We start from the raw sequence: 13,941 nt of genomic DNA, 5'->3' as shown, positions 1-13,941 counted from the left end.
AGCTTCTCCTCAAACATCCATGTCCAAAATTAACCAATGTTGTTCATAAGGGCAATGCCGTCATCCAGCACACATCCAGCGAAAAATCATGATTCGGCTGCAGCGCAAAGTGGTCACAGACCTCGGTTGAAGCCCCGGCCCATACGCTTTTAATCGCTGTTACGCGCTCTTCCGGGCTGCGCATCCGGCTTATCCAACTGGCAAAATCCAGGGGCAGCTTCCAGGTATCCTGATCAGGCATCTGCCACCCGGCTGCAGCCAACATCGCCTGCCATTCTGAAACCCGGTAATCCCGCACATGAGAAGGGTCACGTAAAATTTCGACCGTCTGCAGAAAAGTATCCAGTAATGGATTTTCGGGTGCGCATACGTCGATGATGACACATTTTCCCTGAGGATGGAGTACACGCCGCATTTCCCGAAGTGCCGCAGGGACATCCGCCCAATGATGGGCGGAAAAACGCGTCACCACTCCATCAAAATAAGCATCGGCGAAAGGCAATGATTCTGCCGTACTTTTTTCGGTGTGGAGATTAGACAATCCACGCTGTTGCGCCTCGTCAGCTACCACACGCAGCATTTCGCCGGAAAGATCCACCGCGAACACTTCCCCGACAACTTCCGCCAGTGTAAAGCTGGCATGCCCCGCCCCGCAGCCAAGATCCAGCACCCGCATGGCCGGCTGTCCGGTAAACTCCCGACGCAGACGCTGTAAATCTGCACCCTGTGCGTGTGCCGGGCTATGGAGATAATCCGTCGCCGCCACACCGAATTGCTTCTCTACCAGTTTTTGCTGATTACTCATGGGCTTTAGGTCTTCCAAAAGAATATACACCTATCATACGAAGGCCATTAAACTGGTACAATATGAGCATATATACTGGTATATTTACTACCAGTATTGTGCTTTCCATGGATTATACCGATGTCTGGAGACAGCTTGGCCTTGGGGGCGTTTATTCGTCGCCACCGCGAAAAAACAACACCGCAGCAGGCTGGCCTGAATGCGCTTGGACGCCGCCGCACTCCCGGGCTGCGCCGCGAAGAACTCGCCATGCTCTCGGGAGTCAGTGGCACCTGGATCACCTGGATTGAGCAGGGGCGGCCGATACAACCTTCCGTGCCCACGCTGGATCGCCTCAGCAAGGCACTGCAACTATCCCAAGCTGAACGGCAGCATTTGTTTCATCTTGCGGGCAAGGCTGATCCCCAGCTGGAATCTCCCCCTTCTGCCGTAGCGCCCACCCTGCTCCACCTTCTCAAAATCCTGCAATATCCTGCCTATATCCTGGATCGCTACTGGAATGTACCTGCCTGGAATGCTGCCGCCGCCGCACATTTTGCGGGCTGGTTACCAGCCAGTCCGGTTCCCGAGGAAAAGCCTCCCAATTTGCTGGAATTTCTGTTCCTCGACCCCGGCGCCAGAAACTTCGTCGATGATTGGCATAGCCGTTGCCGACGTCTGGTCGCCGAGTTTCGTGCCGATGTTGGCAAGCACCTGGATGATCCCGAAATGGCCCGGATCATCACCCAACTGCAAAGTCAGAGCCGCACATTTGCCGGGCTCTGGCCTGCCCAGGATGTAGTGGAAAGAGAAGGCGGTCGCCGGATATTCCAGCACCCAATGCATGGGCGCGTGGTGTATGAACAAAGCACCTTATTACCAGCGGCACATACGGATATGAAACTGGTGATTTTATTGCCCTATCAGGAAGATGATCTTGTGTAACCATGTGGAAGGGCAATGCTCCGCTAGGGTTATGCGGTAATATACCACTTCATCATCGCTCTTAGCTCGCGAGGGAGACTGGAAACAACATGATCGTGGATTTATGGATTCGCTGAGTTCAGTAGCTTGATTAATTTTTATATGTTTATAATTTATTTATTATTATTTGCCAGACTAAATCAATGGCAGGGTTCCCTCGTTATCATCTATCATGCCCTGCGTCGCCAGGCATGCGCATCCAGCCAAAGGAGTCCTGATGTTGAATGATGGTTTCAACGGCGTTCTACGAATGCTGAATTATACCCTTCACCTGTTTATTGCCGTCGCCCTGGCGGCTGCCAGCGTATTGATCATGATCCAATTCAGTCATGATGTGGTGGACGCTTTCCGGGAGCACATACTGGCAGCTGGCTTTCTCCACGCCTTAGGCACGCTTTTTATTGTCTGGGTCCTGTCAGCCCTGATTTCCGCCGAAATCACCTTCATGCGCAGCGGTATTTTTCATGTCGAGGTGTTTTTTGAAGTCGCCATGATTACGCTGTTGCGACAACTGATTCTGATCCCCGTGAAAGGCGGAGGAGAAACCATCCCGCAGGATGACCTCATATTCTACGCCATGATCAGCGGCGCCCTGCTGGCTACCGGCATCGCTTACTTCCTCGTGGCCCGCAGCCGCTTGGGTACTGGCCGGAAAGCGCCATGAAGCGAACAAACGGCCCAAGGAACGCTTTCAACAAACCTATGTCGACTATCTTGATCCACTGATAGCTGTCCCAGCTTAAGTCTCTACCGTCCATAAAGCATTTTCACAAACTCCGGTCTCGCGTGGCAATTTATACCGCGCCCAGTTGTTCCAAGGCCTCAAAGGATGGATGACTTCCACCTGATTTACTGACCATATAGTATCGCCCGGCGCTCAATGTACGGACGCATAAAAAAACCAAACAAATGGAGACCATGCAGTTGACTCATTCTACCACAACATTCTTCTTGAACCTGATCAACCTGTTAGGGATATTCGCCTTTGCCATCAGCGGAGCAATGCGCGGGGTGCGCAGTCAAATGGATATTTTTGGTATTGTCGTTTTGGGCGTTGTTACTGCGGTTTCAGGGGGCATCTTACGGGATTTGCTGATCGGTGCCATTCCCCCGGAGGCCATTGCCAACTGGCATATCATGGCGTTGGCGGTTCTCGCAGGGGTCGGTGTATTTTTCTTTCATCACCTTTTTGATCATTTGCGCCATCCTGTACTGCTTTTTGATGCTGCCGGCCTGGGTGTTTTTGCTGCTACGGGGGCACAAAAGGCTTTGACATATGGCTTGTCTCCGGTCATGGCAGCAGTTTTGGGAATGATCAGTGGCATTGGCGGCGGCATGGTACGCGATATTTTAACCGCCGAGATTCCTGTGGTATTGCGTGCGGAAATCTATGCATCTGCGGCGTTGTTGGGGGCAGCAGTTACTCTGGTTGGCGATTATGCGCATTTACCCGCCATCGAAAGTACTCTGGCTGGCGCATCACTGTCCTTTATTCTGCGCATGATGGCCTTGTACCGACACTGGAGTTTACCCAGACCGCGCTAACCGCCTGAAATGCTAAAATTACCATACAGCGCATGCCAAAATATGTCAATTTTCACCTTTGATCACAATGACTTGACAAAATGATGGCCAAGCACCTGATAACCCATTCGCTCATAAAACCAGCGTGCCGAATGGTTGGTGACGTACGCATCCAACACCATGATTTCGCAGCCTTGCTGACGGGCATATTGTTCAACCCAGTCCATAAGCTGCCGTCCTATCCCGGAACTGCGATATGCAGGATCCACGACCACGTTGTCTACATCCAGATAACGACCGCACCAAAAGCGCGTTCCCTGCCAAATCCCCGCCACCCCGACACAATCATCATCCAAAAAGGCGGCAACACATTGATACCCTTGCCCCATCATATCCTCAAGCCGCTGCGCGAGCAGATCGGGCAGCACATCAGGATTAAGGACCTGTACCAAGGGCAAAATGATTGTCAGCTCCTGCTTCGCCAACAATCGAATCAATAAACGACGATCCATTCTTATCTCCTACTCTGAGCCTGGGTCATTGTCCTAGAAGATTCTTTTTTGAGTGTGCAAGCAGATTCTCCCTTTCTCTGCATAAAATTTGGGTATTGAGCCGAATCTTATTCAAAACCTTTTCAGCCGCATCTATAGTACTATATTCACCACGCGACCGACTCTTGTCATCAAAATCAAGGCCGGTGAATAGTCGTGCCAGACGACATCAACTCAACCGATCATCACTCATGCCCATGCCTAAGCCGTATGACTCGCCGCTAGCTTTGAATTGACAACAGCTATACGCCACTCTACCGTTTGTATATCTATTGCGTTTCATGAGGAGGCTGTCATGCGCGCTACCGCCATCAACTTGCGGGCTTTGCCGGAGCAACGTGATCTTATTGACCACAACGCCCACCTGCTGGGTAAAAACCGTTCTGAGCGATGAGCAACCAGCTCAGAGGGGCCAGCAGGAGTTTTGTGCTTGTCGTTGATGCTGCGCCTGAGTACCGTCAACGCCTGATTACTGCATAAAGATTCACAAGCCAGAAACCTGCACGACCGGGCGTTGTCGCTGACTCCAGTGACGATAACTGCGGGCCAGGGTAAAAAGTCCGGCGCCCAGCATGCCGACAAAAAAACCGATGGGCCAGTTGGTCCAATAAGACAGCGCAATGGCTGACCAGATGCTGCTCTCGGCAAAAATTACTGCCAGGAGCAGGCTGCGCAGCGGGTGAATACTCAGCGACTGGGCAGCAGCAGGTGGCCCCACCAACAAGGTAAAAACCAGAAAGGCACCGACGACTGGCAGGGCTGAAGCCGTCACCAGCGCCAGCAGACTTAGAAAAATCAGATCCATGCGTGCTGCAGAAATCCCCTGTAAAGCAGCCAGATCAGGAAAACTGGAATCCAGCAGCAAGGGGCGAAAAATAGTGATCATAACCACCGTGACCAGGGCGGAAATCACCAGTATGGGCCACAAATCCGCATCGCTGACACCCAGCATCTCACCAAAAAGCAGCGAAAATACCTCAGGGGCGTATTCACTGGTCATACTGAGAAACAGCGCACCGACGCCCAAAAAGAGCACCAGCAGCAGTCCGGTTCCCACGTCACGCCGCCCTATACGGGCCAATTGACGCAAGAGCAGCACCCCCATTCCCACAAAAACCAGGAGGCCAACAAAAGGATTCACTCCGAGCAGATTAGCCGCTGCCGCCCCCGGAAAGGCTCCCAACGGCAAGGCATGGGCTGCAAAGGCCGAATGGCGAATTACCACAAAATAACCGACCAGTGCGGCCACCAGCGCAATGGCGGTACCCGCAATCCAGGTGTTGATCATAAAACTGGAAAACACGGCTAAGGCTCCTGAAGGCGGCGCAGGGACGCAATGCCCCGGCGCTGGTATTTCTGGCTCCACGAAGAACCGAACATAGCCAGTAGATAAAACAGAAAAATCAGGACCACCACAAAAAAACTGACGGGCCAGGCATTACCGGAAAACCAGTAATAACTTTCGTAGGCCATCCAGATTCCCAACCAGACCGCCGTCAGGGCAATAATCATCGCCCAGAAAATAGCCTGGGCAGGTCGTCGACTGAGACGAATCGCCGCTCCGGCAGGGCCGATCAGGAGCGCCGTCGCCAGTACCGCGCCAATCGCCAGAGCACAAACCGCAACGGCCAGTCCCAGCACCAGAAGTTGTAGCAAACCCATCCAGCGTGGGGAAACACCCCGCAAAGTCGCCAAATCCGGGTCCACCGCTGTCAGAATCAGCGGCCGATAAAACAAGCCGACCAGCAAAAACACCGCCAGTACCGCCAGGATGGCTGGCCAGATCAAGCCTTGCGAAATGGCGAATAAAGATCCGAACATCACCGATACAGCGGCACCGGTGGTACTGGTGGTAGTGACATCCAAATACAAAAATAGCGCCGAAAGTCCCAGACCGGCACCCAGCACAATCCCGGTCGCCAGATCTCTTTCCCGCGCCTTGCGGACCCCCAGAAATTCCATCCCGAATGCAGCAATCCAGGCCATGCCGAGAAAACCCAGCAAGGGGCTGATACCCCATAAAAACGAAGCGGCTCCTCCGGCACTGCTGACATCAGCTAGGGCATGACCGGCGAAAGCATTTCCACGCAACACAGTAAACACCCCAATCAGGGCACTGACCAACGCCGCGCAGCTGCCCACAATAAGCGCAGTCTGTACCGGCTGACTGCTTAAAAAAGCAAACATCCGCTCACACTCCGTGACCTGCACAACGATTCATATTGGCCACATCGGCATTTTCGGGGGCATCGGGCAGCACCAGAATCCGCCCGCCATGGTGCAGAACCGAAACGGGATAACCGTAAAGCTTGCTGAGCACCTCCGCCTGCACGACCTCGGCAACCGTGCCGGTGGCGGCGCGCCCGTCTACCAGATACACCAGACGGTCCATCACCGGAATCAGCGGATTCATATCATGAGCAGTCACCAGCACCGTCATTTGTTGCTGGACAATCAAACGCCCCAGCAGATCTACCAGTGCATTGGCGCTACCAAAATCGAGATTTGCCAGCGGTTCATCCAGAATCAGCAGACGCGGCTTGCGAACCAGAGCATGGGCGATGACGGCACGCTGCTGCTGCCCCCCCGATAATTCTCCAACCCGCTGATCGGCAAATTCTTCCGCGCCCACGGCTTGCAGCGCCTGATCCACCGCATGGCGGGTGCGTCCATTAAAAAACGGCAACCCCAAACGCTGACCATCCAGCCCCAAACGCACCAGATCCCGGGTGCGCAAGGGCAGATCCGGATCAAAATTGATTTTCTGGGGAACATAGCCCACCATCTCGCGATGTTCACGAGCCGGCGCAGCGCCGATCAGCACCGTGCCGGCACGCTGGGTAATCAGGCCCAGCAAGGTACGTAACAGGGTGGTTTTACCCGCCCCATTTTCACCGATCAGGGCGCAGAGCTGCCCGGGATACAAGTCAAAACTGACATCCCGTAAAATACTGCGGCCGCCCAGATCCACAGAAAGATCGGCGACCGCAAGAATCGGACTCTGATTGGTCAAGATATTATTTCAACACCGTCGTAGAGGTACCATGTTCTTCGGCTGCGCGCAGGGCATCCACTTCTGCGAGCATCCAGGATTGATAAGTGTACCCGGTTGGCATGGTTTCATAAACGCCCACCACCGGAATATGCGCCGCCTTGGCATTATTCAGGAAAGACGCGGTCAGGGAGTCAGTGACCTGCTGGTTATACAGAAACACCTTGACCTGATGATTTTTGAACAGATGATTCTGGATGCTGACATCCTGGGGTGCCGGATCGGTCCCATTCATGATCGCCGCCTGGAGATTCCAGGGGGTTTTCAGATCGCAGCCTGCCGCCTGCAGCATGTAATCCGCTACGGGTTCGGTAACCGCTACCGGAGTATGGGGATATTGCGCTTTGAAACTGGCAATGGCGGCGTACCAGGGCTTCAGCGAAGCATCAAACTTTTGAACATTGGCCTTGAAAAAAGCCGCATGGGCAGGATCCAGCTTGCTCAGGCTCGCCGCAACCGCCTTGACAACCGCCGGCATGGTTTCCGGTTTGTACCAGAGATGCGGGTTTTTGGTGCTGTCGGGTAAATGTAACAGATCCTGAACCACAATCACCTGCCGCTTGGAATTAGGATCAGCCGCCAGAATTTTTTTGGCCCAACTGTCATAACCCACGCCGTTACGGACCACCAACTGGGCCGCCGCAATTTCTCTGGCCACGGACGGGCTCGCCTCAAAAGTATGGGGGTCCGTGTTGGGATTGCTCTCAATGGCACTCACGTCAACATATTTTCCACCAATCTGGCTGATGACATTAGCATATTCATTTTCTACGCCGACGGCATGAATGGTGTCTGCTGCGGCCATTTGTGCAGCACCCAGACCCAGCAACAAGGACAGCAAAGGCAGAAAACGCCACCCGGCGCCAGTATGCCGCCTGAACAGTTTAGATGGCGATAACTCATTGGATTCAGTGTGATACATAGTGATTCTCCTAAAAGTGGTATTGATAACGGCATGTTTGTGCGTCATATTATATGCAACTTTGTTGCATATTAAGGAACGATGCCGGGTCTGTCAAGTGGCCTTTCACCACGATATAAACACTTTTATTGCAGTTGATAGTGATAATAGTTACCGTCAATATCGAGTAAACAAGGGAGAACTCATGCTTCGCCAGCAAAACCGTTACCGCAACATCCTATTGAGTAGCATTCTTTTCTGCGCATCTACTGCCCCCGCCTGGGCTGCCAGTACGGGGCAATCCATCCCCGAAGCAGCGCACCAAAACTGGTGGCGGAGGATTTCCCTGGTCATTCATGGTCAGGTAGAAGGCGTTTCCAATCTGAGTGGTGGCATCAGTACCGGCAGCACCGCAACCGGGCTCTGGAAAGGCGGACTGGCCCTGCATACAGGTAAGGCCGGTTGGTGGCAGGGGGGCCTTTTTGTAGTCGAAGGCCTTGCTGCGGACAGCAGCAACCCCGACAGTTTGTACATTGGTGATCTACAGAGCGTCTCCAATCTCACTACGCCCTATCAACACATGGCCCATCTTTATAAGGCTTATTATCGACAAAAATTCGGCGACTATACCTTGCGCCTCGGCTTGCTCAATCCTAACGACTATTTCAATGATACCGGAGTAGCAGGCGAACTGTTCAATGCCTCTTATGGTATTTATCCCATCATTTCGGCCAACATTCCCTTCACGCCCACTTATCCCTATTCCAGTCTCGGAGCCATTGCTGCAGCGAGCTGGGGAAATACCACGGTAATGCTAGTGTAGTGTTGCATTCTTGGTGAACCTTAAGGTTAATGATGATAAAATAGCTCCATGTTGAGGGTATGAATGGAGTCGAGCCTTGCGAGTTGCGCCCACAGTCACTTTAACCAGCGAAGAGCGGTCCGAGTTGTCCCGTATAGTCGCCTCCCGATTAAGCAGTGTCCGCTTGTCATTACGGGCACGGATGATATTGCTGGCGGCAGAGGGCTTGCAGAACAAAGAAATTGCGGAGCGCCTGGGGGTGGATCGCCTGCAAGTCGCACGTTGGCGCAAGCGTTATCTGGAACACCGCTTGTCGGGCATTGAACGCGATTTACCGCGCGGCGCCCCTCCGGTGAAAGTGGATGTGGCCCGTCTGGTAGAATTGACCACGCAGAGTAAGCCGGAAGCGATGACGCATTGGAGTACGCGTAGGATGGCGGCAGAACTGGGTGTCAGTGCCGCCAGTGTGTCACGGCATTGGCGCAAGCATGGCCTCAAGCCTCATCTGCTGCGTGGTTTCAAGGTGTCACGTGACCCGCATTTTGTGGAAAAGCTGGAAGATATTGTGGGGTTGTATATGTCTCCCCCGGAGCATGCCTTGGTGCTCTGCGCGGATGAAAAAAGTCAGGTGCAGGCCCTGGACCGGACCCAACCGGGACTTCCCCTCAAAAAGGGCCGCGCAGAAACGATGACCCACGACTACAAACGTAATGGTACCACGACCTTGTTTGCCGCCCTCAACGTGCTGGATGGTCAGGTCATCGGACAGTGTCAACAGCGCCATACCCATGTGGAATGGCTGAAGTTCCTGAAGAAAATTGATCGGCAGACGCCCAAGGACAAGGCTCTGCATTTGATCGCCGACAACTATGCGACCCATAAACACCCGGTAGTACAGGCGTGGCTCGACAAGCACCCGCGTATTCACATGCACTTTACGCCCACTTCGGCATCCTGGCTCAACATGGTCGAGCGTTTCTTTCGGGATATCACGACCCAGCGGTTACGTCGTGGGGTGTTCACCAGTGTGCCTGAACTCATCCAGGCCATTGAGGGGTACATCGACCACCACAACACCCATCCCAAACCTTTCATCTGGACCAAAACCGCCCGCGACATCCTGCAAAAAGTCATTCGCGCCAACAGCCATTTAAGCAGCAAACAGAATGCAACACTACACTAGGCGCGTTTGGTGCGGATGGCGTCCATCCTTTCCGTGCGCCCTGGGGCAGTGACGGAATGATTTATTATGGTGAAGTCGACCAAAGCATTCCCGTCGGTCCTGGCACGGCGATGCTCAAGGCCGGAGGCTATTACAACCACATCTACGGCCCTTACCTCACCCAAAATATTGGCATCGGTTCTTCTACCAGTCAGGGCGGATTTTACGGTACCGCCGAGTATCGCTGGAAAGCCGATCAGATGACCTGGGGGGTCTTCCTGCAAGGTGGCGGAGCCCCCAATGCTGCAGCCGTTTCGCCGGTGAATGCCTATGTGGGCGCAGGATTGCGGCTGCGACATTTCATTCCGGATTCACCCGGCTCTACCCTGAGCCTGGGCATGGCCCGCGCCTGGCAACGCCAATCCGGTTCGAATACGGGGGCTGCAGAAACCAGTCTGGAAGTGAACTTCAAACAGCCCGTTTTCAAGGATTTGTATATCCAACCCGACCTGCAATATATCATCAACCCCGGCGCCAATGGGCCCGGGTACACCCTCCCAAATGCCTTCGTCGCCATTATCCGACTGGGTTGGCACTATCATTTGCACGCTTGAAAACCAAACAGCAGGTTTCTAAATAGCATCATCGCTTTTAGTGCTTGCTTGCCTCTTGTGCTTCTTTTTTTGCCTCGGCACGCGCAGCGCGCATGAACAGCGCTGCAGCCAACCCAAAAAAAGCAAAGGCAATCAAACCCGTCACTATGATCCCCGCAGCGGTTTGCCCATCAGAAATATAATGCATGCTGTTGGTCATCGCCTGCATGCTCATTGAATGCATATCCATTATCGATCTCCTGTGTCGATTAACACATCATTAATCTTAATTCTTTGCAAGACCAGTAACAAAATAGAAATTCAGTTAGCTCGCTACAATTTTAATTATACCCTAACCTTACTATTGGCTTTAATGCCACACGGAGCAGCACACCAGCGCTTTTTGTGGAAAATTGCCCATTGATGGCCACCATACGCTCCGACCAGGAAAACCTAAGATTAAAACCCGTTACGCTCGCGGACCATAAAAAAGGTAGCCTCATTCAGGCTACCAATCGCCATATGCTGGCGCGTCGTGAAGAAAAAGTCATTGTTCAGCTCAGGTTTCCCATGATTTCCGACCGACATAATTGATGTTTGACTATGCCTTCGGAGCAGGCAAACAGTCTGCGGAAAAACCAACACCCACAAAAAATGTCATAAGGCCCATAAAAAACAGGCTCTGTTCAGGAATGCAACATCACGGACTGGCTGTATTCCAGGTTGGCCTTATCCACAGCCGAACAAAAAAAGCAGATGCGGGATGGTTTATTGCCGCCTTCCCGACAACGGCCACTTTCTGCACAGCCGGTTTCCATCGCCAGCAACTGACCATTTTTGGTGAGTTTAGCCAGCAATGCGGACATGTACTCCGCATCGGCAGCATGTAAATCAATCAACGACTCCAGAGTGATGCCCGGATATTGGCGCACATGGGCGAGTACTTCTTTCAGCATATTCGTCTCCTTGAAAGTCTTATAGACAAAACAGCACAACCACTGGTTATTAATGTAAACGATTATCATTTGTGTAGTCAATACCAGTAATATCCACACCTCTGCAAATGGAACCCAGCCGGCTGTCAGCCCGGAGGCCTGCCGCGACTTTGGCAACAAAAGAGGGCGCTTTGTGTTCTCCTCGCTTGACCTGCACAGGATTCCCATGTTGTTATGTGCAACTTAGTTGCATATTATGGCATGCCGTTTCAGTTATCATTGTGAGGATTTACCATGTCCCAGCTCTCCACCACTCCCCTTCCCGTCACCGTGTTGTCGGGTTTTCTCGGTGCCGGCAAAACCACGCTCCTCAACCATATCCTGCACAACCGGGAAGACCGGCGTGTCGCAGTAATTGTCAATGACATGAGTGAAATCAATATTGATGCCGCCCTGGTCCGTGAAGGGGGCGCGCAACTATCACGCACGGAAGAAAAAGTCGTTGAAATGTCCAATGGCTGCATCTGCTGCACGCTCCGGGAAGATTTGCTTGAGGAGGTGGCCTTATTGGCAAAAGAAGGGCGTTTTGACCAATTGGTAATTGAATCCACGGGGATTTCTGAGCCTTTGCCCGTCGCCGAAACCTTCACATTTGAGGATGAACAAGGCAGCTCACTGTCACAGTTGGCGCGCCTGGATACCATGGTGACGGTCGTGGATGCCTATAACTTTCTACGGGAATATGCCGACGCTCAATTATTGCGCGATCGTGGAGAGTCACTGGGCGCAGAAGATGAGCGCACCATTACCGACCTCCTGATTGAGCAGATTGAATTCTGCAATGTGCTGGTGTTGAACAAGGTGGGCCTCATCAGCCCGGAAGAACAGCAGAGCTTGATGGCTATTTTGAATGCGCTCAATCCTCGGGCGCGCATTGAAATTTCCGAGTTTGGTCGGGTTCCTGTCAGTCGCGTACTGCAAACCGGTCTTTTTGACTTTGAAGAAGCCAGCCAGGCCCCCGGATGGTTGATGGAAATGCGCGGGGAACATATTCCTGAAAGTACGGAATATGGTATTGGCAGTTTTCATTTTGCCGCTCGCCGCCCCTTTCATCCGCAACGATTCTGGGACTTGATGCATCAGAATTGGGACAGCGTATTACGCAGCAAGGGATTTTTCTGGTTAGCGAGCCGGCCGGATGTCGCAGGACTCTGGTCTCAGGCCGGGGGAATTTTCCGACATCAAGCGGCCGGACAATGGTGGGCCGACACCCCCAAAAAATACTGGCCTAAAGATCCTGAAGAACGCCAGGCTATCGAGAAACATTTTCAGGGAGAATGGGGCGACCGCCGCCAGGAGCTGGTTTTTATCGGACAAAACATGGATGAAGACAAGATCCGTCAATCTCTGAGCGATTGCTTGCTTACCGATGCAGAGTGGCAGCAGGGTCCGTCGGCATGGAATGGTTTTGTTGACCCATTTCCGGAATGGTGAGGAGTTCCCATGTCGCAAGCCACATTAAAACAAGGTGCAGGAACCGATGAAATACTGTTCGTAGATCAACTTGCCGATCTTGTCAGCATTTTCGATACGGACGTCCAGCTGTGCATAATGCAAAGATCCCAACAACCGGAAATACTGGATTATCTGGATGCCGCCGAAAATGATCTGGGCAGCGGAATTCGCCAATCCTTCAATCGTGGAACGCTTTTCCCTGCAGAGCTGTTGCCCGACTTATCCGGCCGGGAGTTCTTACTGAAAGACATACGCTTCCTGATGGAGCTTTACTTCGATTTAACCGGTTGCGACGCTATCGCGCTTCGCCTGATGGTTCTCGATCGGGCTATGTGCCCAAGATTCCATACAGATTTTACGGGAATCCGTTTGTTGTGCACCTGGAAAGGGCCGGGCACGCAATGGCTAAGCAGTGATTATGCGGATCGCAGTAAACTGGGAGAGGGATCCCGAGGACTGGCGGACCTGAAATCCGGGCTAATTCGCGATCCTCGCGGCATCGGGGAGGTCCCCGCATTTGCCATCGCTCTGCTCAAAGGAGAGGCCTGGGAAAACAATGCCGGAAAGGGGATCATACATCGTTCCCCGGCCCTGGGCAGCACAGGGAAAATGCGCATTGCGCTTTCCCTGGATGCGCTTTGGAATGATTAATCGGCCCCAGCACCCAAAGGACCCGAGGCCGTTTGCATAAAGTTGGGTAAACCCATTTTGTCGATCAGATCAATGTGGGTTTCCAGCCAGTCAATATGCTCTTCAGTCTGCTCCTGAATTTCGACGAGAATGTCACGCGAGACGTAGTCTTTGACCGATTCACAATAATGGATGGCCTCAACATAATGGGCACGGCCAGCTTCTTCCAGTTTCAAGTCACAAGCCAAGCATTCAGCGACATTTTCACCGATGAGTAATTTATTCAGGTCCTGCAGATTGGGTAGGCCTTCCAGAAACAGAATACGTTCGATGAGTTTGTCGGCATGCTGCATTTCTTCAATGGATTCCGCATATTCATGCTTACCCAAAGCAAAAAGTCCCCAGTTTTTGTACATGCGGGCATGCAGAAAATATTGATTAATGGCCGTCAGCTCAATGGCCAGTGCCTTGTTCAACAACTGAATAACTTTTTTATCCCCTTTCATGA

General features: G+C 52.6%; 18 protein-coding genes. 9 read left to right on the top strand and 9 right to left on the bottom strand.

All coding sequences use genetic code 11. The annotated features are described in order from the left end of the window. Window positions 1–43: 43 nt before the first annotated feature. Window positions 44–805: a class I SAM-dependent methyltransferase gene (locus GCD22_RS03825; protein WP_081577168.1), complete on the bottom strand. Its 762-nt coding sequence runs from the start codon at window positions 803–805 to the stop codon at window positions 44–46. A gap of 120 nt (window positions 806–925) precedes the next feature. Here GCD22_RS03825 and GCD22_RS03820 point away from each other — a divergent pair, with 120 nt between their 5' ends. The 3 genes from GCD22_RS03820 to GCD22_RS03810 all read left to right on the top strand — a co-directional run bounded on the left by GCD22_RS03820 (window position 926) and on the right by GCD22_RS03810 (window position 3,313). Continuing rightward, complete coding sequence (locus tag GCD22_RS03820) at window positions 926–1,729, top strand: helix-turn-helix transcriptional regulator (protein WP_031569049.1); 804 nt, start codon at window positions 926–928, stop codon at window positions 1,727–1,729. A gap of 256 nt (window positions 1,730–1,985) precedes the next feature. Beyond that, window positions 1,986–2,432, top strand: a complete 447-nt coding sequence (locus GCD22_RS03815; protein ID WP_031569047.1) for a phosphate-starvation-inducible PsiE family protein — start codon at window positions 1,986–1,988, stop codon at window positions 2,430–2,432. Window positions 2,433–2,686: 254 nt separating this feature from the next. Further along, entirely contained in the window at window positions 2,687–3,313 is a 627-nt protein-coding gene (locus tag GCD22_RS03810) for a trimeric intracellular cation channel family protein (RefSeq protein WP_031569041.1), read from the top strand. 62 nt (window positions 3,314–3,375) lie between these two features. On the opposite strand, the gene GCD22_RS03805 is transcribed toward GCD22_RS03810, so the two are convergent. The 5 genes from GCD22_RS03805 to GCD22_RS03780 all read right to left on the bottom strand — a co-directional run bounded on the left by GCD22_RS03805 (window position 3,376) and on the right by GCD22_RS03780 (window position 7,817). Continuing rightward, entirely contained in the window at window positions 3,376–3,804 is a 429-nt protein-coding gene (locus GCD22_RS03805) for a GNAT family N-acetyltransferase (RefSeq protein ID WP_153940445.1), read from the bottom strand. 523 nt (window positions 3,805–4,327) lie between these two features. Beyond that, on the bottom strand, window positions 4,328–5,146 hold the full coding sequence (locus GCD22_RS03795) for a metal ABC transporter permease (RefSeq protein ID WP_031569036.1): 819 nt from the start codon (window positions 5,144–5,146) through the stop codon (window positions 4,328–4,330). A 2-nt stretch (window positions 5,147–5,148) separates the two neighbouring features. Further along, window positions 5,149–6,030 carry a metal ABC transporter permease gene (locus GCD22_RS03790; protein ID WP_031569033.1) on the bottom strand — a complete coding sequence of 294 codons (882 nt, stop codon included), beginning with the start codon at window positions 6,028–6,030 and terminating at the stop codon, window positions 5,149–5,151. Window positions 6,031–6,034: 4 nt separating this feature from the next. Further along, entirely contained in the window at window positions 6,035–6,856 is an 822-nt protein-coding gene (locus tag GCD22_RS03785) for a metal ABC transporter ATP-binding protein (protein WP_031569030.1), read from the bottom strand. Between the two features lie 4 nt (window positions 6,857–6,860). Continuing rightward, window positions 6,861–7,817, bottom strand: a complete 957-nt coding sequence (locus tag GCD22_RS03780) for a metal ABC transporter solute-binding protein, Zn/Mn family (RefSeq protein ID WP_176211971.1) — start codon at window positions 7,815–7,817, stop codon at window positions 6,861–6,863. A gap of 184 nt (window positions 7,818–8,001) precedes the next feature. On the opposite strand from GCD22_RS03780, the gene GCD22_RS03775 reads away from it, so the two are divergent. The 3 genes from GCD22_RS03775 to GCD22_RS03765 all read left to right on the top strand — a co-directional run bounded on the left by GCD22_RS03775 (window position 8,002) and on the right by GCD22_RS03765 (window position 10,374). Further along, the gene (locus GCD22_RS03775) at window positions 8,002–8,619 is read left to right on the top strand and encodes a carbohydrate porin (RefSeq protein WP_153940444.1); all 618 of its coding nucleotides are present in this window, start codon (window positions 8,002–8,004) and stop codon (window positions 8,617–8,619) included. Between the two features lie 76 nt (window positions 8,620–8,695). Next, window positions 8,696–9,781 carry an IS630 family transposase gene (locus GCD22_RS03770; RefSeq protein WP_153940443.1) on the top strand — a complete coding sequence of 362 codons (1,086 nt, stop codon included), beginning with the start codon at window positions 8,696–8,698 and terminating at the stop codon, window positions 9,779–9,781. Between the two features lie 56 nt (window positions 9,782–9,837). Next, window positions 9,838–10,374 carry a carbohydrate porin gene (locus GCD22_RS03765; protein ID WP_140391011.1) on the top strand — a complete coding sequence of 179 codons (537 nt, stop codon included), beginning with the start codon at window positions 9,838–9,840 and terminating at the stop codon, window positions 10,372–10,374. 37 nt (window positions 10,375–10,411) lie between these two features. Here the strand turns inward: GCD22_RS03765 and GCD22_RS03760 are convergent, their stop codons facing one another. Further along, window positions 10,412–10,603, bottom strand: coding sequence for a hypothetical protein (locus GCD22_RS03760; protein ID WP_024893984.1), 192 nt, complete (start codon window positions 10,601–10,603; stop codon window positions 10,412–10,414). A 173-nt stretch (window positions 10,604–10,776) separates the two neighbouring features. On the opposite strand from GCD22_RS03760, the gene GCD22_RS03755 reads away from it, so the two are divergent. Continuing rightward, on the top strand, window positions 10,777–10,947 hold the full coding sequence (locus tag GCD22_RS03755) for a hypothetical protein (protein ID WP_153940442.1): 171 nt from the start codon (window positions 10,777–10,779) through the stop codon (window positions 10,945–10,947). A 92-nt stretch (window positions 10,948–11,039) separates the two neighbouring features. Here GCD22_RS03755 and GCD22_RS03750 read toward each other — a convergent pair whose 3' ends face one another. After that, a complete protein-coding gene (locus tag GCD22_RS03750; RefSeq protein ID WP_081577169.1) occupies window positions 11,040–11,309 on the bottom strand; it encodes a hypothetical protein in 270 nt (89 codons plus the stop codon). A gap of 273 nt (window positions 11,310–11,582) precedes the next feature. On the opposite strand from GCD22_RS03750, the gene zigA reads away from it, so the two are divergent. Together zigA and GCD22_RS03740 are read left to right on the top strand one after the other, a co-directional pair. Further along, on the top strand, window positions 11,583–12,782 hold the full coding sequence (gene zigA, locus GCD22_RS03745; RefSeq protein ID WP_081577170.1) for a zinc metallochaperone GTPase ZigA: 1,200 nt from the start codon (window positions 11,583–11,585) through the stop codon (window positions 12,780–12,782). Between the two features lie 9 nt (window positions 12,783–12,791). After that, a complete protein-coding gene (locus GCD22_RS03740; protein ID WP_081577171.1) occupies window positions 12,792–13,454 on the top strand; it encodes a DUF1826 domain-containing protein in 663 nt (220 codons plus the stop codon). Here the strand turns inward: GCD22_RS03740 and bfr are convergent. Beyond that, on the bottom strand, window positions 13,451–13,939 hold the full coding sequence (bfr, locus tag GCD22_RS03735) for a bacterioferritin (protein ID WP_081577172.1): 489 nt from the start codon (window positions 13,937–13,939) through the stop codon (window positions 13,451–13,453). The genes GCD22_RS03740 and bfr overlap by 4 nt on opposite strands. Between the last annotated feature and the right edge of the window lie 2 nt (window positions 13,940–13,941).

The sequence above is a fragment of the Acidithiobacillus thiooxidans ATCC 19377 genome, assembly GCF_009662475.1.
Taxonomy (GTDB): Bacteria; Pseudomonadota; Gammaproteobacteria; order Acidithiobacillales; family Acidithiobacillaceae; genus Acidithiobacillus; species Acidithiobacillus thiooxidans.
The sequence above is the reverse complement of the archived record's forward strand: the minus strand, read 5'-3'. Positions and strand labels throughout refer to the sequence as shown.